At 71.2% G+C, this 24,071-nt stretch carries 18 protein-coding genes and 3 pseudogenes; 12 read left to right on the forward strand and 9 right to left on the reverse strand.

The window, feature by feature from the left end; genetic code table 11:
• Positions 1-158 precede the first annotated feature (158 nt).
• The 4 genes and pseudogenes from ACFWIS_RS30100 to ACFWIS_RS30115 form a co-directional block, all read left to right on the forward strand.
• Positions 159-809 (forward strand): hypothetical protein, encoded by a 651-nt coding sequence (locus ACFWIS_RS30100; RefSeq protein WP_380454318.1) that lies wholly within the window; start codon positions 159-161, stop codon positions 807-809.
• 208 nt (positions 810-1,017) lie between these two features.
• Positions 1,018-2,083: pseudogene (locus ACFWIS_RS30105) on the forward strand (IS701 family transposase); the annotation flags it as partial.
• A 236-nt stretch (positions 2,084-2,319) separates the two neighbouring features.
• Entirely contained in the window at positions 2,320-2,994 is a 675-nt protein-coding gene (locus tag ACFWIS_RS30110; protein ID WP_380454320.1) for a hypothetical protein, read from the forward strand.
• A gap of 369 nt (positions 2,995-3,363) precedes the next feature.
• Positions 3,364-3,606: pseudogene (locus ACFWIS_RS30115) on the forward strand (hypothetical protein); the annotation flags it as partial.
• Positions 3,607-4,024: 418 nt separating this feature from the next.
• Here ACFWIS_RS30115 and ACFWIS_RS30120 read toward each other — a convergent pair.
• The gene (locus tag ACFWIS_RS30120) at positions 4,025-5,365 is read right to left on the reverse strand and encodes a hypothetical protein (protein ID WP_380524052.1); all 1,341 of its coding nucleotides are present in this window, start codon (positions 5,363-5,365) and stop codon (positions 4,025-4,027) included.
• Positions 5,366-6,208: 843 nt separating this feature from the next.
• Here ACFWIS_RS30120 and ACFWIS_RS30125 point away from each other — a divergent pair.
• The gene (locus ACFWIS_RS30125; RefSeq protein ID WP_380454324.1) at positions 6,209-6,736 is read left to right on the forward strand and encodes a hypothetical protein; all 528 of its coding nucleotides are present in this window, start codon (positions 6,209-6,211) and stop codon (positions 6,734-6,736) included.
• A gap of 45 nt (positions 6,737-6,781) precedes the next feature.
• Here the strand turns inward: ACFWIS_RS30125 and ACFWIS_RS30130 are convergent, their stop codons facing one another.
• Entirely contained in the window at positions 6,782-8,086 is a 1,305-nt protein-coding gene (locus tag ACFWIS_RS30130) for a hypothetical protein (RefSeq protein WP_380454326.1), read from the reverse strand.
• Between the two features lie 781 nt (positions 8,087-8,867).
• On the opposite strand from ACFWIS_RS30130, the gene ACFWIS_RS30135 reads away from it, so the two are divergent.
• From ACFWIS_RS30135 to ACFWIS_RS30145, 3 genes and pseudogenes are all read left to right on the forward strand, one after another.
• Positions 8,868-9,329: a hypothetical protein gene (locus ACFWIS_RS30135; protein WP_380454328.1), complete on the forward strand. Its 462-nt coding sequence runs from the start codon at positions 8,868-8,870 to the stop codon at positions 9,327-9,329.
• A gap of 512 nt (positions 9,330-9,841) precedes the next feature.
• Positions 9,842-10,657, forward strand: coding sequence for a hypothetical protein (locus tag ACFWIS_RS30140; RefSeq protein ID WP_380454330.1), 816 nt, complete (start codon positions 9,842-9,844; stop codon positions 10,655-10,657).
• Between the two features lie 168 nt (positions 10,658-10,825).
• Positions 10,826-11,380, forward strand: a pseudogene (locus ACFWIS_RS30145) (transposase); the annotation flags it as partial.
• A 29-nt stretch (positions 11,381-11,409) separates the two neighbouring features.
• On the opposite strand, the gene ACFWIS_RS30150 reads toward ACFWIS_RS30145, so the two are convergent.
• On the reverse strand, positions 11,410-12,363 hold the full coding sequence (locus ACFWIS_RS30150; protein WP_380454332.1) for a MerR family transcriptional regulator: 954 nt from the start codon (positions 12,361-12,363) through the stop codon (positions 11,410-11,412).
• Positions 12,364-12,467: 104 nt separating this feature from the next.
• On the opposite strand from ACFWIS_RS30150, the gene ACFWIS_RS30155 reads away from it, so the two are divergent.
• Complete coding sequence (locus ACFWIS_RS30155) at positions 12,468-13,052, forward strand: hypothetical protein (protein ID WP_380454334.1); 585 nt, start codon at positions 12,468-12,470, stop codon at positions 13,050-13,052.
• A gap of 240 nt (positions 13,053-13,292) precedes the next feature.
• Here ACFWIS_RS30155 and ACFWIS_RS30160 read toward each other — a convergent pair whose 3' ends face one another.
• Entirely contained in the window at positions 13,293-13,874 is a 582-nt protein-coding gene (locus ACFWIS_RS30160; RefSeq protein ID WP_380454336.1) for a TetR/AcrR family transcriptional regulator, read from the reverse strand.
• Between the two features lie 125 nt (positions 13,875-13,999).
• Here ACFWIS_RS30160 and ACFWIS_RS30165 point away from each other — a divergent pair, with 125 nt between their 5' ends.
• A complete protein-coding gene (locus tag ACFWIS_RS30165) occupies positions 14,000-14,953 on the forward strand; it encodes an NADP-dependent oxidoreductase (RefSeq protein ID WP_380454433.1) in 954 nt (317 codons plus the stop codon).
• Positions 14,954-15,413: 460 nt separating this feature from the next.
• Here ACFWIS_RS30165 and ACFWIS_RS30170 read toward each other — a convergent pair whose 3' ends face one another.
• From ACFWIS_RS30170 to ACFWIS_RS30185, 4 genes are all read right to left on the reverse strand, one after another.
• The gene (locus tag ACFWIS_RS30170; RefSeq protein WP_380454338.1) at positions 15,414-15,725 is read right to left on the reverse strand and encodes a transposase; all 312 of its coding nucleotides are present in this window, start codon (positions 15,723-15,725) and stop codon (positions 15,414-15,416) included.
• Between the two features lie 482 nt (positions 15,726-16,207).
• A complete protein-coding gene (locus ACFWIS_RS30175; protein ID WP_380454435.1) occupies positions 16,208-17,203 on the reverse strand; it encodes a TniB family NTP-binding protein in 996 nt (331 codons plus the stop codon).
• A gap of 295 nt (positions 17,204-17,498) precedes the next feature.
• Positions 17,499-17,672 carry a hypothetical protein gene (locus ACFWIS_RS30180; protein WP_380454339.1) on the reverse strand — a complete coding sequence of 58 codons (174 nt, stop codon included), beginning with the start codon at positions 17,670-17,672 and terminating at the stop codon, positions 17,499-17,501.
• Between the two features lie 775 nt (positions 17,673-18,447).
• Positions 18,448-19,320, reverse strand: a complete 873-nt coding sequence (locus ACFWIS_RS30185) for a hypothetical protein (protein ID WP_380454341.1) — start codon at positions 19,318-19,320, stop codon at positions 18,448-18,450.
• Positions 19,321-19,465: 145 nt separating this feature from the next.
• Here ACFWIS_RS30185 and tap point away from each other — a divergent pair, with 145 nt between their 5' ends.
• Together tap and tpg are read left to right on the forward strand one after the other, a co-directional pair.
• Positions 19,466-21,940, forward strand: coding sequence for a telomere-associated protein Tap (gene tap, locus ACFWIS_RS30190; protein WP_380454343.1), 2,475 nt, complete (start codon positions 19,466-19,468; stop codon positions 21,938-21,940).
• Between the two features lie 94 nt (positions 21,941-22,034).
• Positions 22,035-22,580, forward strand: coding sequence for a telomere-protecting terminal protein Tpg (gene tpg / locus ACFWIS_RS30195; RefSeq protein ID WP_380454345.1), 546 nt, complete (start codon positions 22,035-22,037; stop codon positions 22,578-22,580).
• Between the two features lie 140 nt (positions 22,581-22,720).
• Here the strand turns inward: tpg and ACFWIS_RS30200 are convergent, their stop codons facing one another.
• Positions 22,721-23,842, reverse strand: coding sequence for a hypothetical protein (locus ACFWIS_RS30200; RefSeq protein WP_380454347.1), 1,122 nt, complete (start codon positions 23,840-23,842; stop codon positions 22,721-22,723).
• Positions 23,843-24,071 lie beyond the last annotated feature (229 nt).

The following is a 24,071-nucleotide window of genomic DNA, read 5'->3' on the forward strand; positions in this document are numbered from 1 at the left end:
TCACGGTGACGCCGATCCGAACGGCTTCTCCCACGAGGTCACCAGGCAACAAAGCCTGACCAGCCCCATCGAGTTCAGACACAGCGTCTCACCAGCGTGCCGGACAACCCGGACGGCGACCGCGCGGGAGCGGGCGCGGCCGCTGGGCGAGCGACGCTGTGCCGATCCTCGCGACCACGCTGGAGCTGCTGGCCGCCCGCGGCCCCCTCGGCCCCGTCCGGTGGCGTTACGGCCGCCCCGGCCGGCACTCTCTGCTCGACGCGCTGGAGAACCCGGACAACCGCGCCGCCTACGACCAGCGCCAGACGGCCCGGGAGAAAAAGGCCCGCCAGGAGCACCGAGAGTGGATGCGCACCCTCGCCTGCGCCGACTGCGGCGACGTTCCCGGGGAGGAGAGCACCTGGCACTACGGCCCCGACGGCCGCCGTGTGGAGTGGACCCGCCGTCCCGGCGGCCGCTGCTGGACCTCCCACCAGGAACACACCGAGCGCCTGGAGCGGGAGGCCGAAGAGCAACTGGAAGCCGCCCGCACGGCCAACGCCGCGCTGCGCCCGTGCTGGACGTGCCGGGGCTCGATCGGCGGGAAGGAGGGCTCGGAGCTGGAGCTAATCGAGAAGGCCAGCCCGGATCGGCTTGAGTGCCCGCAGTGCGAACAGGCCCGCACTGCAAAGGACTTGGGCCCGCTGGTGCTGCCCGTCCCGACCAAGCGCGAGCAGGTCGCCGCACTGGTCTCCACCCCGGACGACCCGTGGCGGGAGGTGCGGGCGGTCCACGCGAAGCTCTACCCGGTCCGGAGCCGCAAGGCGTGACCTGCTCGTGCTGTGGCGGGTTCAGCGGCGTTGCTGGTGTGGGCGTTTGGCGGGGGCATGGGTGTCGGTCTGGGAAAACGGTACGGCACTCCGGGCAGGGAGGCTGCTCAGGCGATCATGACGGTGACGACTACTGAGATCACGGCCACCACTAGTACTGCAACGGTGCTTACCGTGACGGTTGTTGGGTTCGCTCGTTAGGCCGTTCATGGGTGGGGACATATCCGGAGGTTGATGCTCGTCGCTGGTCGGCGGGGCTGGCCGGACTGCATGAGCGGTTTGCTCACCGGTTCGCGCGGAGCGAGTCGAGGGAGTCGGCGCTGGCCTACATGCGGGGCCTGCTGGCGCCGTTGGAACGCAAGAACGGGTGGACGGTGGCCGAGGAGGCCGGTCATGGGGGCCCAGACCGGATCCAGCGGCTGCTGAACCGGATCGACTGGGACGCCGACGGGGTGCTCGACGACGTGCGTGAGTACGTCGTCGAGCACCTGGCGGATCCCGGCGGCGTGCTGATCGTGGACGACACCGGCTTCCTGAAGAAGGGCGTGCGGTCGGCCGGCGTCCAGCGGCAGTACTCCGGCACCGCCGGCCGCACCGAGAACTGCCAGGTCGGAGTCTTCCTTGCCTACTCCGGCGAGCTGGGCCGGGCCTTGATCGACCGGGCGCTCTACCTGCCGAAGTCCTGGACGGACGACCGCGAGCGCTGCCGGGCGGCAGGAATCGGCGACGAGGTCGAGTTCGCCACCAAGGTCCAGCTCGCACGGGCGATGGTCCGCCGTGCGATCGACGACCGGATCCCGTTCCGATGGGTGACCGCGGATGCCGGCTACGGCTACAGCAATGGCTGGCGCTACGAGTTGTAGCAGGCCGATGTCTTCCACGTCGTGGCCACCACCAGCCACGACACCGTCGTCACCCGGCGGGCCATGGACCACCGGCTGCACGACCTGGTCGCCGACCTGCCCCGACAGAAGTGGAAGCGCCGCTCCTGCGGCGAGGGCTCCCACGGCCTGCGGATCTACGACTGGGCCCGTGCGGAGGTCCGGCCCTTTCACCGACCCGACCGCAAGCACTGGGTCCTTGCGCGCCGCAGCATCACCGATCCCACGAAGATCATTGAGGCGGCCATCACCGATGGGGACACCGTCGTCGTGCGCCGCCAACCGGTCGCCGAAAACGGCGACATCATCGCCGCCATGATCGACGGCGAAGCCACCGTCAAGCGGCTCAAGCGCGAACACGGCCAGATCTGGCTGATGCCCCACAACCCGACGTAGGAGCCCGTCAACGGCGACAACGCCACCATCCTCGGCAAGGTCGTCGCGGTGCTGCGCTGCATCTAACTCGTCGACACCGGCGGTAGCCCTGATCATCCCGCCGTTTCCGCTGTTGCCGTCGGCCGTGGTCGATCGCCATGCCCGACGGAGTCAGTCGACCCGTGGATGGTCATGTCAGCCGTAGACCGTATCGTTGTGGTGATCACCATCGAACGCGTACACCGGGGGCACACATGACCGTTCACCGGCCGGGACTTCCGGAGGACCTTCCGCCAGCCGAGGAGCTGTGGGCGCGCTGGGCGCTGCTCGCCGCCCTTGAGGCGACTACCGAGAATGAGGAGCGCCCGCCGCGCCATCGGACCGGCCGGTGGATCGATGACAAGGGCCTCCATTGGGACGACTGCGGTTGTACCTGGTGGGTCATGTCCAAGGAAGGCGACGGCCGGTTCGTGCTCTACGGTGAGGACGAGGCGAGCGACGTCAAATGCTACGAGCCGGCGATCGACGTGCTGGCGGGCGGTCCGGACTGGCTGCCCTACGAAGAACTGCGGGACCGACTCGAAGGGCTCGAGATCGGCTGCGTCTACTGGTACGAGAACGGCGCGTGGGCCCGGGCCCCGTACCCGGACGACCTTGACGATGATGGATTGGACTGCGGGATGAGCTCCTTCATCGACCGCGGCGAGGTACTGGGCGAACTTACAAACCATCTGGACGGCACAGTCGACGGGCCGAGCGCGGACAGCCTCCTGGCCGACGCGGAAGCGTACCGACTGGAGCCGCACAGGCTGCTGGAACGGCTGGGCCAGACCAACTGCTACGACGATCCGTTGGACCGGCCCGCCATCGTCAGGGCGCTGGCCCGCACAGGGCTGACGGGGGAGTTCATGGCGACCGACACCCGCTGACGAACAGGACGGGCGTCCCATCGGACTGCCTGCGGCCCCGGCCAGGGCTTCAGCAGTGCCATGACCCCCAGCGGCGCACGGCGCTACGAGGAAGCCGTGGACCAGCAGTTGCTACTCGACGCCGACCGGGAGGGTCTCGCACTACCGGCTGCTGGCCGAGCCCAAGGGCGCGAGCGACCACCACGGCCTCGTCCGGTACAGCCGTTCCGCCCCGTCGGCGTCCCCGGCCCGCTGGCGCCACCCCGCCAGCGCCGTCAGGGCCCCCGGGGTGTCCGGCGTCGGCGGCCCGCAGGGCGAGCCGTTCCGCCGTGTTGTCACGACGGACGGGCGCTACCGGTGACGTACCTCGGCGAGATGGGTGCCCAGATGATGACCTGCACGGGGTGCGGGGCCGTGACCGTGAGTACCTACGCCTCCCAGCCCCGGGTCGGGCTGCCCCAGCTCGACCTCCTGGAGAAGGAAGGCGTCGACCCCGCGCGGGTCATCGTCGGCCACTGCGACCAGTTCGCCGACACCGAGTGCCACGACGCCCTCTCCCGCCGCCGGGCCTGGGTCCAGTTCGACCTGATCAAACAGCACCACGGCTGGGAGCTCGACAAGGCCGTCCTCATCGTGCGCGCCTTACCGCGGGCACCTGGGCCGCCTTCGCCTGATCGTGGGTGGTCCGCCACCGGTTGGGACGCCGAACAGGTCGCGGACGGCGCCGCGCTCGCCACCGAGATCGGCAAGTACGGCGCCGGCGGTCGCGCACACTACGGACCCCGGGCCCCAAGACCCATGCCGCTGGGACTGGGCTGGCTACAGCCCCTGAACGGTGCAGAACGGTGGCCCGGCCCTGGCCGCGACGTGCTCACTCGATGCGGCCGGGCCGTTGACCTGACGCTGGCGACCGGTGGGCCGGCGCTGGAACACCAACGGGCCGAGAAGGCGACCCGGGCCCGTCCCGAGGAGGCCGGGGACGGAGCCGACCGGACCTTACCGGCTGACCAGTCCAGAGTGCGACGGTCACCCGTGGTACCGGTGCCTCACGTCATAACGGGGTGTCGTTGCGGCAGGCGACGTCCAGTAGTGCGGTGGTCACCGTCCCGGCGAGTGCTGTTACGAACGGTACGAACTGGCGGGGGTCGGCGTGTTCGGCGATGCGGAGGGTGAACTCCTTCGGATACCCGGGGCCGCGATGGGTCATCTCGTCATCCAGCAGGACGCGGGCGAACAACGCGGGAGTGACGGTACGCCACCGTTGCCGGGTGAAGCTGTGGTAGACGATCTCGGTTCCGAGTTCGGCGAACCGCACCGAATCGGGCGGCCACCCGCCCACTGTGAGCGTCAGGGTTCTGCGGACGGATGGCCGGCCGTTGTACGACCGGAGCCGCCAACGATCCGCCGGGTTCGCCCACGGGAGCGGTGGAGGGGTGACGGTCGGTGGCAGGAGGTCCTCCGGCCAGTCGAGGACCACCGGCCACCCGGTCACGGACTCCGAGGAGCCCGCGCTGTAGGTCTCCATGCCGGGATTCCCGGCCGCGAGAAGGGCCCCTCCGACGCGCTCGGCCGTGGCGACGATCTCCTGCTCCGCAGCGTGCCGCGCCCGGGCGTTCACCGTTGCGCACAGCAGATCCCGCCACCAGGTCGGGAAGGTTCCGGCGCCCGCCGTCTCCTCCACGCGGCGGCGGGCCGCCGGCTCCCAGGCCACCCGGCCGCACCGGCGACCATGGAGGACAACCAGGACCTTCGCCAACTCCCGTGCAGTGAGCGGAGATTGTGTGTGGCTGGCGATATCGTGCACCATCACGCGGAGAACGTCCGCATCGAACTCCCAGGCCAAGAGGCGCAGATCGGCGGCCTGCACCGCGGCGGCCCGTCGCTTGCTCCACTCCTGGAACACGGCGTACCGGACGGCCCGGTCGGCCTTCTCGCGGGCCGCAGCCCGTTCGCGGGCAACGCGCTCCTCCTCCCGCACGATGGCTGTCCGCGCTTCGATCTGCTCCAGCACCGGCCGGTACGCCGCGGCGGCAGCCGCCATCCGGGCCGCGTACGCCTCCTCGGCGCTGCGCCGACGGCGCGCCCGTCGCGCGCGTGTCAGCCGCCGCCGAGGCGCCCACCGCGCCATGGCCTGCCACAGCTCGTCGGCTGCAGCCTCCGTCTCCGCGATGTAGGCGACGGCGGCGTCACGCCAGATGTCCACCTCCCCGGGTGTCACCATCACCTGGACGCTGTGCGCCGTGCGGTCACCGAAGGACCGCCAGGGCTCCTGGCGGCGGGCGCCGTCGGGCATCAGCTCGCCCTCGACCCAGTACACGAGACACTCCGGCGCCGCCGAACTCGGGCCGTGCCAGGTGTATTTCGCCACCGCCCTGTGCTGTTCGGACATCACCGATTCCTCCCCGTTCCGGCGCCCGTCCCCGTCCCCTACCCGTCTCGCACGCGGAGACACCGCCTCACCACCGCTGTGCGCATTCCAGCTGGCCGCTGCCGCGAACGTGACAGGCAGTCACCGGCGCGGTCAGTCGGCATGTCCCTCGGCGCGGCCGGGCCTGTCATCGGGCTGTGCCTTTGCGTGAGCGGAGAGGCGCCGCACACCGTGCGGGAGGCCGAACAGCAGCACGGAGCGGACCGCGCGGGAGGCGAGGTAGGCGGCGGTGCGCTGGCGTTCGTCGCCGTGCAGCTTCGAGAGGTTGGTCAGGTCGGCCCAGGCGGTCTTGAGGCGCTTGCCCCACTCGTCCAGCGGCTTGCCGTCCTCGAAGAGCAGGCCTGGCGCGACGCTGTACGCCGCCCTCGCCCAGCACCCGGATCCTCACCCGCCCGTGAGTTCCACGGAACTCCGGTCAGACCCAATTTCGCCGATCCTCATCAGCGGCGCCCGGCTGTTCCACGAGATCCGGGAGAGCGAGGCCGCACCGGCAGCATCCAGGTCGTGCGTCGCCACCTGGCCAAGCTCCGCGAGGGGAAGGCCGAGCCGGTCCGCGCCGACATCCCCAGCCCGCGCCGCATCACCTCGCGGATCATGCGCCCGCGCGAGACGCTCACCGACGAGGAGGTGGAGAAGTTGTCGTCCCGCCGACCGTCGACGACCCGTACTGGTCACACCTCTGACGACCGGCAGGCAACGCAGGAGCGCGCCCGCTGCAGCCAGTCGGGGTCGGGCCGGTGCGGGGCCGGCGCAGTCGTGGTCATGGGTCGTGTCCTTCGTGTCGGAGCGGTTGGATAGGTTGCGGTCATGGAGGAGACGGGCGACGAGGGCGTGCGGGCGACCTTCGAGGGGCTGGCCCGGCAGGTCCGTGACGAGCTCGCCGCAGCCGGGCTGCCGGTCGTCGCGAACGATCTGGCACCCGAGCTGGCTGTCGGAGCGGAGGTCCACATCGACTGGCTGAACCGCGTTTTTCCCGACGCGGAGCCCGAGGTGGTCGTGAGCTGGAGAGTCGGCCCCCAGCTGCGGCGCAACGTGATGGAGGACGCCAGGCAGCGGCGAGGAGTCACCACGGCGATCCGGCAGTCCGGCGACGTCCAGGCCGCGATGGCTGGCGCGATGATCGCGATCCTTTCGGCGGCCGGGTTCACCGCCCGAGACCACGAGAACGACTTGAGTCCGTTCGATGTGCAGGTGCTCGCCGGTCCGGAGCCCGGCCGAAGGCCCGCCTGGGCCTTCCCGGACGAGAACCTGGCCCCGCGGCCTCGGCGCCTGGCCACCCGCCAACACCCACCCACGACCCGACATCCACCGCCATGCCCCGGCCTGCCGTCGTGACGGTTTCAACCATCACCAACAGCAGGCCGGGGTATTGATCGGGTCCTAGGAAGCGACGATGACGACGCAGCCCGCCGCGCCGTGGCTTCCCGTCTTGCCCCGCTGGCCCCCGCCACCGAAGTCCGGGCCGCCCTTGCCGCCGTCGCCGCCGTCGCCGCCAGCCCCGCTGCCCGGGCACACGCCGGTGGCGGGGGCCGGGAGAGTGAGCGTCCCGCCCTGGCCGGCGGTGAGGTCGTTGCCGTGCGAACCGGCGGTGCCGGTGTCGGCCGTGCGGGTGACGGTCAGGCCGGGGCCGACCGTGCAGGTGGGTGCGGTGCCCTGACCGCCGCCCTGGGACTGGTTGAGGGCGGTTCCGCCCGCCCCGCCCGCGCCACCGCCCTGGCCGACCGGACCGCCGTCGGTCCCGCGGGTGCCGGGGATGATGCCGATCCCGGTATACCCACCGCCGCCGCCACCGCCGCCGGGGGCGACCACCCGCACACCAGCCGGACTGTAGACGGCCGTGGCAGCCCCGCCGCCGAGACCGCCTTGACGAGAGTCCCGGGCAAGGCCGAGCCCGGGGACAGCCAGTTCGAGCACGCTTCCGGCTTTCAGACCGGTAATGGTGCAGGTGACCGCTGCGCCGGCGCCGCCGCCAGCCCCGCCCTGCCCGTCGGCGCCGGACTGGCCGAAAATGCCTCCGCCCCCGCTGCCGCCCGAGCCTCCGGCTCCGCCGGCGCCGACGGCCGTGACGGCGACGGAGGTGGTGCCCGCCGGCACCGTGTACTGGGCCGGACCGGGGGTGGTGCAGGCTGTGGTGTCGCCGGTGGTCTGGCACGGGACGAGTACGTCACGGTCGATCACGACGCAGCCGCCACCGCTGTCGTCAGGAGGGTTGCTACCGGCACCCCAGCCCGCCCCGGGGCAGTTGGGGTTGTCCGGTGTGATTGTCCCGCGCTCGCCGTCGCTGGTTCCGGCGGTGCTGGTGGGGACCTGGTCGGGGAAGGCCGTCAGGCCGGGGCCGTGCGCGGTGCAGGTGGGTGAGGTGCCCGGGCCCCCGCCGGTGGCTTCCGGCATCGCGGAGGTACCGCCCTTGCCGCCGGTCCCGCCGCCGCTACCACCACCCGCGGTGCCGTCGACGGGCTGGCCGCCGGCGTAGCCATTGCCACCGCCACCACCGCCGGAGCCGGTGATGTTCACTGCGGCGGCGGTGGAGCGAACCGAGGCGGCCTCGCCGCCGAGCGCGTATTCATAGTTGTCGCTGAGCTGGCCTCCGGCGGGGACGGTCACGTCCAGCACGGTGCCGGCCCGCAGGCCTGTGACGGTGCAGGTGATCGCGGCTCCGGCGCCGCCCCCACCGCCGTGGTACACGTTCCCGTTGGATCCGCCGTTGACTCCGCTGGCTCCGCCGGCTCCGATGACCGTGAACCGGACCGCTCCCGTGGCCTCTGGCACTGTGTAGCTGAAGTGGCCTGGAACCCCGCACACCGTCGTCGTCCCGTCGGTCGGGCACTCCGGCGCGGCCGCGGCGGAGGCCGCCGCGGCCGGCAGGCTCAGCGGCAGCACCGCGCTCCCGGTTAGGGCCAGCGCCCCCAGCCAGCCCCACCCGGTCCGGGCAGCCCTCTCGCGTCCTCTCCCGGACGCTGCCCTCGGCATCCTTCTGTACGTCACCGCAAGCCTGCCTCTCCGCCACTCATCATGGTTGCCGGGCGCACACGCCCTTGCGTTGAGTATGCGGATGGATGCACTGAGTGCCGGTTCGGTGGTGGTCCGAACGGTGGGGCTTCTGCCCGGCCAGGGGGCTGTTGCTGTGGTTGGTGCCCGGCGCTGCCAGTAGCAGAGGCGGCCTTCGGTAGGCAGGGGGGATCAGCAGACCGTAGCCCAGACCCGTGACTGTTGGCTCATGGACTTTCCGCGACCATCCGGGGGTTCGCCAGCGTCGAGCCGCCGCCGGGCCGATGATGTGATCCACCCGGCGGCCGGATGACCGGACTGGGCGGGGGAGGGAACCGCGCGTGGAGACGATCGGCCAGACCTGCGGGCGAGTTTCACGGAACTCGCGCCAGAGCCAGTCTGCCGCGTCCGCTGACACGGCTCTGAATGACGCAGCGGGCGACCGTCAGTGCGAGCCTGGCCAGGACGACGACCAGCCATGACCTCCCAGCCCCTTCCCGAGTTCTCTGAGACCAGCACCCTGTTCATCTTCACCCCCGCTTCCGGCACCACCTGGAACCTGGCCCTGGACACCTTCGCCCAGGCGCTCCGGCGACGGGAAGGAGAGCAGGCGTGCGTGCACACCAAGGCCGATGGCGGGGCCTACGGACCGACTGACGAGAACGACTGGTGGTTCGACTTCACCACCGCTGCCGGGACGACCTACGAGGGCATCGGATCCGGCGCCGCCGGCGACGAGGGCCTGTCCCTGCGCAACGCAACCGCCGGCGCCGCGGCCGACTTCGTGGCCTGGCTGATCCGCGACCTCGTGCCCGCGAACGGCCGGATCGACTTCAACACCAGGGCCGGCATGGAGGCAGGACTGCCCGACGAGATCCTGACCGACGACACCGTCACCGGACTCGAGACGGTCTTCCGCGAGCACCTGAACGGTCTGTGACCTCATCGCGGCCGCTCGAGATCGAGACCGGGCGGAGCTGGTACGACCGACCCTCGTTCTGAACTACCCGGTCGGCCCGCCTCCGAGGACATCTGGCACGCCTCCGCGTACGGCGGCGACGCCGTCCACGCCCGCGACCACCACCGAGCGCTGCCGGTCGTGGCCACCACCCCGCCGCTGCTGTGCCGCTACGGCGTGGCCGCCCCGGTGTGGCACCGGTTCGGCCGCCGCGGCTGGCACACCCTCACCGACGCGCTCGACGACCCGGACGGCGACGAGCTGCTGGCCGTCGAGCGGGCGGAGGCGGATCGGGCCCGCCGGGCGCGGGAAGCCGCGGAGCGGGACCCGGGGCCGTTCTCCTCCTGCCGAGGACAGGTCGGCCCCGCGCGGGTCATCGCGGTGTCGGATGTGTCCGTTCGGTCACCGTATGCTGCCCGCCCATACCTTGCGCCAGCGGCTCCCCGCCATGTAGCCAAGGAAGTTGACGGACTCACACCAGAAGAGGGGCTCCTGTGCACGATCACGAAAAGGCGGGCTCCCACACCGTGGCGGGCAACAGGCGTATCCCTGCCCGTCGGCCCACATCCGCCCCGCCCGTGCGGCATGGCCTGCTCGGCCTACAGGCCGCCGCGGGCAACGACGCGGTCGTCCGGATGCTCCGCCGCGCAGGCTCGGTCGCCGTACAGACCGCGTCCTCCGACGGGAAGAGGAAGCCGCCGCCCGTACCGAAAAAGCCCGGCAACCTGACGAGCGTCGGGGCCGCGCGGACCTCCGGCGCCGACCAGACCAACTCGGCCGGGCAGACGTCGGCCACCGCAGAACCCGCGCAGGCGCAGCCCGACACCCCCGCGCACGGGTACACGCTCGCTGAATCGGCCAGTCTGGTCTTCTTCCGAGCCGATGGGCGCTCCCCCGAGGTCATCCGGAAGGCGAACGGGATGAGGTCCCGCACCAACACGTCCGTCGCGACCGAACTCGCGATGTTCCTCGAGGACCCGATCGCCTACACCCGGGCCCATGTCAGCAGTCCCAAGCCGACCTTGGTCTCCACGGCGCTGGACGAGGACTGCGGCGGGTACGCCAGCAACGACCGGCACATCTACCAGATCCAGGTCAGCGGCTGGCACAGATTCGCCGCGCCGCCCGCGCGGAGCAAGATCCTGACCAAGCCGACGGTCTACGCCAACAGCACGTCCCTGGAGACCGCGACCGCGGCCGTCATCGGTCCCGTCGGCCCCACCCAGGAAATGGATTTCATCGGAGGAATCCCCCTGACGGCCATCACTGGCTGCCGCCGACCGGGGCAGAGCGGATTCAGCGCGCTCTGACACCCGTATCGGGGGCGGCACCTACCCGTCGCCGCCTGCTGGAGGCCGGCGCCGCGAAGGTCAAGGAACAGGACGCCTGGGCCAAGGACGCCTTTCCCGCCGCCCACCAGCGCCGCCAGGACGCCGCGGCCGCTGTCCCGGCCGACAACGTCGCAGCACCATTCGTTTCTGGCCCTCGGCGACGGCGCGCTCGGGTTCTGGAAGGCCCTGCGCGAGGTCTTCCCCGAAACTCGCGAGCAGAGGTGCTGGGTCCACAAGACTGCCAACATCCTCGACTCCATGCCGAAGTCCGCGCAGCCCGCGGCGAAGAAGGCCCTGCAGGACATCTACAACGCCGAGGACCGAGAGCACGCCGAGCAGGCCGTCGTGGTGTTTACCAAGCTCTACCAGGCCAAGTTCCCCAAGGCGGTCGCCAAGGTCACTGGCGATCAGGACGAACTGCTGGCGTTCTACGACTATCCTGCGGGGCACTGGATCTACCTGCGCACGACGAATCCGATCGAGTCGACGTTCGCCACCGTGAGGCTTCGGACCAAGGTCACCAAGGTCACCAAGGGCGCCGGGTCCCGCGCCGCTGGACTTGCGATGGTGTTCAAGCTGGTCGAGTCCGCCCAAGCCCGCTGGCGTGCCGTCAACGGCGCCCACCTGGTCGCGCTGGTCCGCGCTGGCGCCTGCTTTGGACGCGGCCTGCTCGTCGAGCGTGCCGAGGCCCTCGCAGCCTGATCAGTGGCTGCGGGGGCCGGGCAAGGGGGTTACGCGGTGGTGGGGCTGCTGCTGGTCCCGGCGCGCAGGGCCGCGATGAGCCAGGCGAACACGGGCGCCAGGCTCGGCGGGATGGGCCATGCGTTGATCACGGCAAGGAGGTGCCAGTAGCGTTCCGCGCGAGGGTCGTTGGCCGTCTCCAGGCGTGTCAGCAACCATCCGCGCAGGTGGCCGTCGTCCGCACGGTCGAAGGCTTGGGCATAGCGGGCGGTCAGGTCGGCGACGATGGGTACGGCCTCGGCGGAGGCCGGGGCGATGCCGGCGTCGAGGGCGTGGCCGACCCGGTCGCGGACGGCTTCGGTGAGCTCCTGGTGCAGGCCGGTGGTGTCGCCCTGGGCGCGCTCGTTGGCCTGGTGCTCGGCCATCCGTCGCACGGAGGCGCGGAAGGCCGGGTCCTGGGTGAGTTCGGCGAGTTCGACCCAGGCGTCGGCCTGCTCGGGTTCGGGGTCGTCGGGCAGTTCGGGCATGGCGGAGCGCATCAGGGCCACGAAGTCGGGGTTGGCTTGGAGACCGCCGAAGGTGTCGTCGATGAAGTCGTTGACGAGGCGTCGGCGTTCGTCGTCGGAGAGTTTGGCGAGCTTGTGCATGAGGTCCATCTCCTTGGGAGTAGAGCCCCGTTTGGCCACCGCCCGCAGCACCGCGCGTCGCAGGCGAAGGGTGCGGATCTGCACCTCCAGTGCGTCGGCGTGGGCCGCCGCGACTTCGGGCACCGAGATCTCCCGGTCCAGCACCTGCCGGATGACAGCGAGTTCCAGGCCCAGGTCGCGAAGAGTGCGAACCAGATCCAGACGTGCCAGCGCGGTGATGTCGTAGAGCCGGTAGCCAGCCGGGCTTCGGTCGGTCGACGGCACGATCCCGGTGTCGGAGTAGAACCGTATGGTCTTGACCGTCAGCCCGGTCCTACGGGCCAGAGCCCCGATCGTGAAGAGTCCGTCGCCGTCCATGCCCCCACCCTCGTGTCTCCCCCCACTGGAGACTCAAGTCATCTTCCCTCCACCCCACCACCCCACGGCACCGTGACAGCCGCCTCATCCACAGGTCTTGACAATTGCTCAACATCTACCACGTCTGCAACATCGGCCTCACCGCCGACGGACTCGACGCCGACGTCATCGGCGACCAGCCCACCGCCCGCCGCGAACTCCACAACGCCACCGGACGCCACGTCACCCTCCACACCTGCCACCTCGACCCCGGCATCGAACACGGCAACCGCACACACCCCGACGCCGACCGCTACGCCCGCACCGTCCAGGGCGACGGCTTCACCGTCTACATGGTCGACCAGATGCCCGACCGCCGGGTACGCGCCGGGGCCATCGGCGACCAGGCCAGAGCCCAACAGCTCTTCGGCGAAGCCTTCCCCGGCCAGATCGTCGTCCACAACCCCCACGAGCCGCTCACCCTCCCCGACCCGCCCCCCGCGGAGTCCTTCGCCGACTTCGTCCGCCAGCTCGCCCGCGAACACCAACAGCCCGGCCCAGCCCCGTCCGTCACCGTCGACGAGAACCAGCAAGCCGTCTCCGTCACCTGGCCCGGAGCGATGCCCCCCGACGTCCTGCAGATCCTGCGCCGAGCACCGAAGGACGTCACGGTGTGCGTCGACGGCGTCCCGGTGATGAAGGCCCTGTAGCGCCCGAAAGAACTGGCCGGATGCCTACGAAGCTGAGTGCCAGGCGGGGCGGCGTGGTCGGGGTCCCTACGCTTGCCGCCAGCAACGCTCGCTCGCCCACGCGGTGACGGCGCCAGCTGAACATCGCGGTCAGGGCTGCCTCCTGGCCGCCTCCGACAATCCGCTCGACAGCGTCCCCGACAAGACCGACCGGCAAATGGATCACTTGAGGCGGTGGGCGGTGGGGCGCCTGGCGCCAACTCAGCGCGGTCTGAGGCCGTCCATGAGCAGGTCGAGCAGGCGTCGGGCCTGCGCGGGTTCTCCGGACTTGGCGGCGACGGCGAGCATACCGAGGATGCTGGCGGAGACGTCGTCGGCGCGAGCATCGGCGCGGATGTCCCCAGCGGTGGCGCCGGCGTCGAGGATCGTGGTGATGGCCGACAGGAGCTCCTGTCGAGTGTGAGCGAGGGAGATTTCGCCGGAATCGATCATGGAGAGCAGGGTGTCGGTCATGCCGTGCTTGGTGGCCTGCCATTCCGCGAACAGGTCCATCCACAGGCGCAGCGCCTGCGCGGGCGGGTGGCTGGCGAGCAACTCGCTTGCCCCGGCCGTCAGTCGAACGACCTGGTCCTGATAGACGGCGTCGACGAGCGCTTCCCGGGTCGGGAAGTGGCGGAAGAGGGTGGCGACGCCAACGCCCGCCTGTCGGGCGATCGCGCGCATCGAGGGCTCGGTGTCGGAGGTGGCGAAGGCGCGGGTGGCCGCCGCGAGCACGGTCTCGCGGTTGCGCGCGGCGTCGGCGCGCAACTGCTGGTGGGCTGCGGGTGATGGTTCGCTGGCCATGTCTAAGCGGATCACGTTCCATTTGAGTCGGTCCTGGGGGTATTCTATGCCCGAGATAAATGGAACGCGTTCCGATTAACCCTGGAGGAGACCTCATGGCCGAACCCGCTTCCGCGCCGGGCACCATGCGCACGGTGCGCTTCCACGAGAACGGCGAGCCCGCCGACGTCCTGCGCCTGGAGACCGTCCCCGTGCCCGAACCCGGACCCGGTCGCATCCGTGTCGCCGTTCGCGCGTGCGGACTGGCCCCAGCCGACTGGGCGCTGTGCCGCGGTCTCTTCCCCGGGAGCCTGCCGCGCGGCATCGGCTGCGACGTCTCGGGCACCGTCGAGGCCGTCGGCGCGGGCGTCACGGACGTGGCCGTCGGCGACCGCGTGTTCGGCACCGCCGACTTCGCCGGCCAGCCGAGCGCCGGCGCGGCGGACCGCGCCGTGCTGGACCACTGGTTCGCCGTGCCCGAGGGCCTGGACCTCACCCGGGCCGCCGCACTCCCGATGGCGCTGAGCACCGCATCCTGGCACCTCGCGCGACTCGGCCTGGCCGCGGACCGCACGATCCTGGTCAACGGTGCCGGAACCACCATCGGCTACGCAGCCGTGCAGATCGCCCTCGTCCGCGGGGCGCGGGTGATCTGCACGGCCGGGGAGACCTACGCCGAGCAGTTGCGCGACCTGGGAGCCACGGTGGTCGGCTACGGCGAAGGCCTGGCCGAGCGGGTCAAGGCCCTCGGCGTCGGCCAGGTCGAGCTCGTCTTCGACACCGCGCCGCCGGGCGGCGCCCTGCCCGAACTCGTCGAGATCGTCGGCGGCGACCCCAAGCGTGTGCTGACCTGCTCCGACCTGGCCGCAGCACCGGAGATCGGGGTACGCGACACCTTTCACGAAGACCCCGCGAAGCGGACCGACGACGAACTCTTCGGCGTCTTCCCCGAGTTCGCCCAACTGGCCGCCGAAGGCAGGTTCACCGTGCCGGTCGCCGGAACCTTCCCCCTCGCGGACTGGCGCAAGGCCCTTGAGATCAGCCTGACCGGGCGCGCCCGCGGGAAGCTCCTGCTCCTGCCCGCTGTTGGCGCCGACTAACCGGAGAGACCACCCGGGCCCGAGACGTTCACCGCAATCAGAGCGAGCCCGACCGCAGGCTGACCCAAGGGGCGGGTCGCCGACCGAGAATACGACGCCCCCGGAATAGGACCGACTGGCGATGGGCGCTGGAGGGTTGGGGCGGGCAGCAACGGGCACGGCCCTACGCGATCATGGAGTCCTACGTTCTGTGACCCCGAAGGACGGCCGTGCCCGCGCTGCCGTCAGAACATGCACGGACTGATCCTCGACGGCGGCGGCGTGACCTGGGAGCATGCCATCGACCACATCCGTGCCCTCGAGCACGACCTCACCATGCAGCCCCCACCGATCTGGTCCCCGCTCACCCTGGCCCGTGTTGTCCTCGAAGGCGCCACGCTCACCCATTACCTGCTCGACCCCAGCATCTCCCTCAACCAGCGCCTCGCTCGCTGCGCTGGCATGGTCGTACAGGAATCCATCAACGAGACCAAGGCCGCCCGAAGCATCGGGCTGCCACCGCAGGCGGGCGAAGCACGCAAGCAGAAGATTGAACAAGTGCTTCGCATCGCCGGTGGCCGCAGTCCCGCCAGCGCCGGAAGAAGGCATAGACGCGGTCCCACGCGGGGAAGTCCGCGGGCACCGCCCTCCACGCGATACCGCCCGCGACCAAGTAGCGCACTGCGTCAACCATCTGACGGTGGCAGTAGCCCTCCGGCTGCCCGCCCCGGCCTTCCATCCAGGCCGGGACGGGCATCGCGTCACGCACGACCGCCCACTCCGCGTCGCTCATGTCTGACGGGTACCTCGGACGCCCGTACGGCCGGTCTCCGGCGTTCCCGAACCGGTGAGCGAGGCAATCACACGTACGGGCCGCGGAGTTGGAGCCGGCCGGCGCGAGGGCATACAACAGCGACAACAGGGCCTCCTGGCGTGCTCAAGGTCTCGACAACCCCGAGCTGCACCAGAGGCCCTGTCTTCATGCCCCGCGGGCGGCAAGATCGCCCGACCGAGTTCCTTCCGTCGAACCCGTGTCCACCAAGATCGGTACGACAACGGCTTCTGAAGGCTGCTTCCACGTTTTGGCTGATCAGGGCTGTTTTGCCTGGTCAGGTGGGGTGTCGTGGGGGCTGTCCGGGGGCCCGCTGGTGGGCTGTTCTCATTGATCTCCGGGTGTTCTCGGCTCATCTCGGGTACGGGGGCGATGGCGCCGGGCCGCGTTCTCGCTGTTTCTGAGGGGTTCTCAGCCGGTCTCGGTGGCTGGTGTCTCCGCCTTCATCGGGTCCGTCCGCGGGGGCGGGGTATGGGGTGGGTTTCGGCGAGGTGGTCCAAGCGCACCGCGTCGAGGGTGGTTTTGGTGATGCGTTCGGTGCCGTCGAGGATCGCGGTGAGGGCGGCTTCGCGGATGAGGCGGGCGAGGCTGCCGATACGCCCGGCGGTGCGTTGGTGGAGGTAGGGGGCGTGGCGGGACAGGGTGCCGGGCCGGTGCCGCCGGAGGTCGAGGGCTGTTTCCATGTCGGTGACGAGGTCGGTGAAGGGGCGTCGGGCGCCGAGGCGGGCGGGTAGGGCGCCGGTTTCGACGAGGCTGGCGCGGGCGGCGAGTTGGGCTCCGCGGACCCCGCTGAACAGGGCCGTGGCGGTGACGTCGATGCCGGCGTAGACGAAGGTCGCGCCGATCTGTTCGGTGAGGTCTTTCAACAGGTCGGCGGCTTCGGCGCCGGTGGTGGTGCGGGGGTTGAGGCGGTGGATCTCGTCGATCAGGACCAAGCGCACGCCGGCGGTGTTGTAGGTGTGGCAGACGGCTTGCATGAGCTGGGCCTGGGTGGTGCGCGCGGTGACGGGGATGCCGAGGTAGCGGGCGAAGCCCGCGGTGAGGGTCTTGGCGCTCGCTCCTGGGGGGACGAGGACGTAGGCGACGGGCACGGCCGGCTGCCCGTTCCCGAGCGAGGCGGGGTGTCGCCTGTGGGCGAGGTGGCAGGTGCGGCCGACTTCGAGCAGGGCGGTGGTCTTCCCGGTGGCGGCGGGCCCGGTGAGGATCAGGCTGGGGCGGGCGGTGGTGCGCTGGTGGCGTCCGAGCAGCATCAGGCGGCGCACGCTGAGGGCGAGGGTGTCGATGGCGGGGGTGCGGACGGTGACGAACGCGGAGTGGTAGGCCAGGCGCTCCTCGATGCTGCGTTCCGGGTCTCCGGGCCTGGGTGGTGTGGGGGCGGGGGTGGTGGCGAAGGTCTGGAAGCCGTGCCAGGTGTCGACCGCGTACGGCGCTGGCCCCACTGCGGCGTCCGTGGTCGCCGGGACGTTCGTGCTGGCACTGTTCACCGCCTGCGCTCCTTTCCCGCGGTACCAGCGGGCCGGTACGCCCTGTGCGGGCCCTGACCGGTCGCCGGGTACCCGGCGACCCCATGAAGCCGGGACTGGCAGCGCCGCAAGGCCCCGGTACAGCCGCGCAGCACCTCGGCACGGCCCTGCTGCGCCCGCCTTCGGCATGCCGGGGCCGCTGCCGCCGGTTCGGTCCGGGGGAGGGAGCGTCGTCGGTTGCCGCCTGGCCTGGGGGTGTGGTGGTGGGTGTTCACCATCGTTCGGCTTCCTGGTGTGCGTTCCACAGGCCGAGGCCGGTGTAGGGCGGGGTGGGGGAGCGGTCGTCGTTCCAGCCGTCGCCGTCGCCGTCGCCGTCGCCGTCGCCGTCGCCGTCGCCGTGGTCGTGGTCGTCGGGCGCCGGTGTCGGGTTCGGTGTCCAGGCCATCCAGGCTCTCGGTGTCCTCCCAGCCGTCCGTGTCCCCGCCACGCCCGTGCGGGCTGCTCTCGGTGTCGAGGCGGTGCGTGGTTCGTCCGGCCGCGGCCCGCCGCTGTGGTGTGCCCGTGCGGTCTCCCCGTGCCGGCTGTCCCGGGGGCGCCGTGTCGTCGCCAGCACCGGTGGGGTGGGGGATGCGGGCGGGTTGGGCGCGGGTGAGGAGGGCTTGTTCGGTGCGGGTGGCGTGGCCGGCGGCGGCGCGGCGGATCCCGCGCCGCGCACGACCGACACCCGAACGCCACCGGCCCCACCACCGCACCGCCCACCCGCCATGCCGCCTGCGCCCCGTTCCCGCCCGCCCGTGCGGTCAGCTTTTCGTCGGCCAGCCCCCACGCCGGCAACGCCCGCCCCAGTACCTCCTCGCCGACCCCGCACGGCCCGGCCAGTATCCGCCGCCCTGCCCCGTCCAGCAGCATCTCGGCGTCCGCCCGCTGCGCACCGCTCTCGTGCCGCGGACGGTGGCCGCGCCGCTGCCAGTGCGTCAGCACAGCGGCGTCGTCCAGGCCGTAGCGGGGGGCGACCCGGCCAAGAAGCGAGAAGGTCGTCTCCCCGGCGAGAGGGGACACACGGAAGATCCCGGAAGCCATGACCCCAGCCTGGCGAAGAGCCGCAAGTCATGACGGCACGTTCCTACTTCCCGCTTCGGGCCCTGGTGGCAAGCCGTTTGTCCTGTGACAGGTGATCTTGACCGTTTGCCAAACGATCTCGACTGCCGGCGCGGGATTGCTCACCAATCGGCGCTGACTTGGTCGGCGATCGAGAAGTCGGTCGCGCAGTCGGGACAGGTCGCATGGCCGAAGACGTGAGTCAGCGCGTATGCGACCTCGCGCTGCCCCTCGGCGAGTGCGAGGTCATGGAGTCGTCGGCCGATGCCGTCCAGGTCTGTGGGAGCTGCGGGGCGCAGGGCTCTCGTCTCGATGTCGCCGTCCGCGACCGCATAGTCGTCGCTGGTGGAGAAGAAGCCGCGTTCGCCGAAGGCGATGAACAAGCTCGCCTCGCAGCCTGGGCATGAGACGTCGTACTCCTCGCTCCCGAGCCCCCAGGCGAGGTTTTCACTCCAGCCCACGACACCTTCGAAGCCCAGCATGGCTTCCATGAGGTGGATGTACTCCGTGCGGTCCGAAGCGGCCCGACGGTACTGATCCACACTCCTCAGCAGTGTCGCGATCTCCGCCGCATGCTCTGATCGGACGTCGCCGGTCCCGTGCCGCTGACTGGCGCGGGCCACGATCGCGCCCGCCAGGACCAGGGCATTGACCGCCTGTTCCCGATTCCCGCTCCCGGCCGTGTCGGCCAGCCAAGGCAGTGCCGCGAAGCTGGCCGAGTAGACGCTGCCTTGGTGACACAAGGCCGACCACAGGTCGTTCCAGAGCTCGGCGTTCGGCTCTGCTGCGATCCGGTCCAGCAGGGCCGGTATGTCCTCGGCGGCACCGTAGGCATGGCTGAGTTGCGACCAATCCGTCATGCGGAGATCCAACCAGGCCAATGGGCTCATTACGGAAGCGGGACGGCGCTCGCTGACCGCGACGACATCCATCGATTGCTTCCGCCGCCACCGGTCGAGATCAAGTGACAGAAACCAGCCAGCCGCCAAGATCATTTGACGAACGGTCAAGGTCTCGCGTCAAAGGACACCGTTCCCGTCCACGGATGTCTCCGCGCTGCCTCAACCCAGTGAATGTGCGCTGAAATGTGCGATCCAGAAGTGACTTTCGCGCTAGAGTGTGTGATGTGGAGGTGAGGTTGTGACTGACGACCTGTTCGCGTCGATCGACGCGCTGCTGGCCCGCCCGCGCCCGGTGGACGACCTGCCGGTCCCGGCCGAGCGGGAGCGGCTGCGCAAGGCCGGCGACTACACCCAGGAGGAACTGGCCGCGGCGCTGAAGACCCGCAGGGAGACGATCGTGCGGTGGGAGGCCGGGACGACGGAGCCCCGCCCGCCCAAGCGCGAGGTGTACATCCGGTTCCTCGCGACGCTGGCGCTCCAGCACGGCACCGTGGAACCTGCCGAGTGGCTGCGCCGCGCGCAGGTTGCCGGCCTCGTGCGCGCCGACGGCGGCGCCGCACCCGCGCCGGCCCCGGCCGAGACGGTGCGGCAGACCGACGTCCCGGCTGCCCTGGACACGGTGCCGGAGGCGTTCGTGGCCGCGCCGACGCCGGAGCAGAGCGCCCCGGCCATGCCGACGGCGCAGGTGGTGATGCTGGACCAGAACCCGGACGGCTCGCTGCTGATGGCCGCGCCCGCGCCGTGTGTGCAGTGCGGGCAGCCGTCGGTCTACCGCGCCCAGGGGATGCCCATGCACCTGGGCGGGTTCTGCCGCCCGGTCGCCGCCGTCCCGGCCGTCCAGCAGCAGCCCGCCCCCGTCGCCCCCGTCGGCCCGGCCGCCGTGGCGGCGCCGGAGCAGGCAGCCTCGGTCGCTCCGGTCACTGCGCCGCACCGCGCGTCGTCGTCGCGTCCGGCGGCGTCCTCGCGGGCCCGGAAGGCCCCGGCGAAGAAGCCGGCCGCGGCCGAGGGCTCGGCGGACTGGGAGGCCGCCGCGGCCGCGCGCTTCCCGGCCGGCCCGCTCGCGGTGCTGGACGTCGCCCCGTCCGGCCGGTCCCTGGTGGCCTACCTGGCCGACGGCACCGTGGCGCCGACCGCGCCGTCCGGGCGCACGCTCGCCGATGTCGTGGAGTGGGCACTGGAGGTGAAGCTCGGCTCGCCGAGGCTGCACCGGCACGGCAAGGACGGCGACGCCCTGGTCGTCCTCACCGACGCCGCCCTCGCCGAGCTCGGCCTGCCGCCGATGGGCCGCGACGAGAAGAAGGAGTTCGTCCAGCGCCTCGGGCAGCTGCCGAAGACCCACAAGGCCGTCAAGCAGATCGAGAAGGCCGGCTGGCAGCTCACCCAGCGCGGCCTCGGGCCGTGGGCCCGGGTCTACCGCACCCCCGAGGACGGCAAGCGGGTCTGCGTGCAGCTGTGCATCCCCGCCTGGGGCGCCCTCACCTCGGGCGGCTGGCAGATCCCCGACGGCCTGGACACCTCCGGCCTGGCCCGCCTGCTCGGCACCTACGCGAAGCGCGTCCTCACCCCGCGCGGCTCCACCGCCGTCTCCGGCCTCGAACTCGTCACCGCGCTGCGCCCGCCCACCCGGGCGGTGCGCACCGACACGGGCTGGACGTCCGGCCCGGTGGAGGGCTCCCGCCCGAAGGACGGGTTCGACCCGGCACCGCCGGAGGTCCTGGACGTGCATCCGCTCGCCCAGGACCGTGGCCCAGGACAGGAATTGGTGACGGAGGCGTGGGACTGGTTCCGCGAGCTCACCGACGACGAGAAGCGCACGGCGCTGTACGGCGTCGGCCTGGACGTCAACATGGCCTTCCTCGCGGCCGCCGGCCGCCTCACCCTGCCGTTGGGCCCGCCGGTGCACGAGTTGAACCCCGTCTTCGACAAGCGGATCCCCGGCTCCTGGTGGGCCGACCTCTCCCACCTCGAGACCGACCCGCTGCTCCCGTCGCCGTTCACCGCGGACGGCTCCCGGCCGACGGGACCTGCCTGGTACTCCACAGTGAAGCTGGCCTACGCCCAGGAGCTCGGCGCCACCGTGCGACCGACCGAGGCGTACCTGCGGCACGAGCACGGCCCGTACCTCGACCCGTGGCACAAGCACCTGCGCCAGGCCTACCTGGACACGATGGCCGCCCTCGGCGTCCCGCAGCACCTCGCCGACACCGACCCGGTCGCCTTCCTGGACGCCATGGCAGGCCTCAAGACCACCGGCGACCCGGCCGAGCTCGCGGTCCTCACCGCGATCAAGCAGACCGCCAAGGGAACCATCGGCAAGATGCGCGAACGCCCCCGCGGCCACGGCTACAAGCCCGGCGAGCGCTGGGCCGCCCTGGAACGCCCGACCTGGGACCCGCTGATGCGCGCCCTGGTCATCGACACCGCCACCGTCAACCTCCACCGCAAACTCCGCAAGATGGCCACCGACACCGGCCTCCACGCCTTCGCCGTCCTCTCCGACTGCGCCGTCTTCGCCGCCCCCGGCCCCGGCGCCCTCGACATCCTCACCAAGCCCGACGGCACCCTCACCACCGCCCTACGCCTGGGAGTGTCGCCGGGGATGGTGAAGTTCGAGGGCTCCCGGCCGCTGGCCGAGATCGCCGAGCTCATCGCCGACGACACGAACCCGGCCCGGCACATCAAGACCGGCGGCGTCGTCTCCGCCGACGAGTAGTCACCCTTCGGCCCGTCGGCACCCGTCCGGCGGGCCGCCCACCGATGACCACCAGCAGTGGCCGCCGCTCTCGTCGGCCGGGAAGGAGAGCAGTGTGAGCCGGGAGATCGACGAGGGCCTGGAGCGGGCCGAGCGCACCAAGCCGATCCCGCAGTCCGTCCCCGCCCGGATGCGGTTCCTGCTCAAGGGCGCCAAGGGCTCCACGAAGAAGCTCGCCCAGGACCTCGGCGTCTCCCAGCGCACCGTGCAGCGCTGGCTCAAGGGCCAGGGCACCCCGAAGCCGGCCGCCGCGAAGGCCATCGAGCAGAAGGTCCGTGCCAGCTGGCAGCCGCGGGTGAAGCAGCGGGTGCGCCGCGACGCCGAGAAGAACGGCTTCATGCTCCACATCCAGGCGACCTTCGGCTACAGCGCGGCTGGCGGCTCCACCGACGACCCGCGCGAGCGGGTGATCACGCAGAAGATGCCCGGCCCGGTGGCCCAGCGGCTGTACGCGGCCCGCGATGCCGGAGCCAGCCAGGACGAGCAGGAGCGCATCCTCGCCGAAGGCCTGCGCGAGCACTACTTCAAGGACAACGGCCACCGCGCCCGCGGCCTCGATGTGGAGCTGAACGACATCGCGTGGATGGACGTCGAGTTGTAAGGCTCGCCGCAGGACCCCAGCGTCCGTCTGCCTGTGACTGAGTGCTTCAGTTAGCGATTGAGTGCTTGCGGTGGCGGGGCCCTCGAAGCATGGCCGAGAGGCCGGCGCCCTTTCCAAGGAGGCGCCGGCCTCGGCTCACATCAGCTGACCGTCGCCCACTGGTGGGCGCTGCCCTGGTGGACGGCGGCGTAGATGCGGTCGCGCAGTAGGTTGGCTTCGTGGTCGGTGAGGGTGCGGTCCAGGTGCCGCAGGATCACCTTGAGGAGGACGTTCTTCTGGTCCGGGCGGGCTCCGAGCCGTTCCATGGCCTGCGGCGGGAGTTCCGCGTACGGCGTCTGGCTGAGGATCTCGACGGTTTCCACACAGTCGGCGTCGGGGCCGAGGGCGTCGCGGACCCGGTCGCCGAGGTCTTCGGCCAGATCGTCCCGGTCGACGGCGACGGACAGGTCCCGGCGGATACCGGGCATGGTGGACACAGCTCGGTAAGGGGCCAGGTCGGCCATCTGGGTGGCCACGGACGACTCGGCCGAGCGCAGGATGCGGATGTCCGGGACGCCCTTGAGCAGCATCAGCATGCGGTCGAGTCCCATGCCGAGCGCGAGGCCACTCCACGAGGCGTCGAGGCCGGCCCGCTCCAGCACCTGCGGGTGCGCCAGCCCGCACTCGGCCACCTCGATCCATTCGCCGTCGCGGTCCACGTCCACCTGGCGGCCGGAGAGGGTGTAGGGATGGAGACGGTCTTCGTGGCGGTGCCTGGCCCCGGGGAGGATGCCCGCCACGAGAGTGGTGACCATGTCGTCCAGGTCGGCGGTGGTCATGGGCGCCGGGCGGCGGGTGATGCGCCACAGGTCGAGCTGGTGGGGAGTGCCGGTGTGCAGGCGGTCGATGCTGTCGCGGCGGTAGACCAGTCCGGGGCAGACCAGGAGCACGTCGTCGGCCGGGTCCGTGGCCAGCGCGCGCAGCGCGGCCGGGATCAGGGCGCTGGAGTGGCTGCGCAGCATGGTCCGGTCGTCGAGGTACCGCGTGTAGCGCGCGTCGCGGGTGATGTCATCGGCGCGGTAGCCGAGGTTGTCGTAGTTGTCCTCGACGGTGACCGTGCGCTCGCCGCGGCACCAGCGGACCTCGCAGCCCCAGCTGTTCGCCAGCGCCTCGACGGCGCGGTTGAGGATGAGCTGGAGAGCGTGCGGGCCAGCGGCAGGGTCGGTGAGGTCCCGGACGGACAGGTCGCGGGCGAGTTGGTCAGCGGAAAGGTGGGCGGGCATGGCGGCCTCCTGGCCAAGAGCTGTGACGGGGTTTCGGACACCCCCCAGCCCCTGGGCTCGACCGCACAGTGGGGTCAGCCGACTCAGCTCTGGAGACGTGGCGAAGTCCGACCCCTGCGGCACCCTTCGGGGGCCAGGGGGCCGGTAAATCGGCGAGAGATCGCTACGACGGCCACATCAGTACTGTAGCTGGCGCGGACCGCCCCGCCTTGTTATTTCCGCCAGTTGC

The organism is Kitasatospora sp. NPDC127060 (genome assembly GCF_042724935.1).
In the GTDB taxonomy this organism is placed as follows: domain Bacteria; phylum Actinomycetota; class Actinomycetes; order Streptomycetales; family Streptomycetaceae; genus Kitasatospora.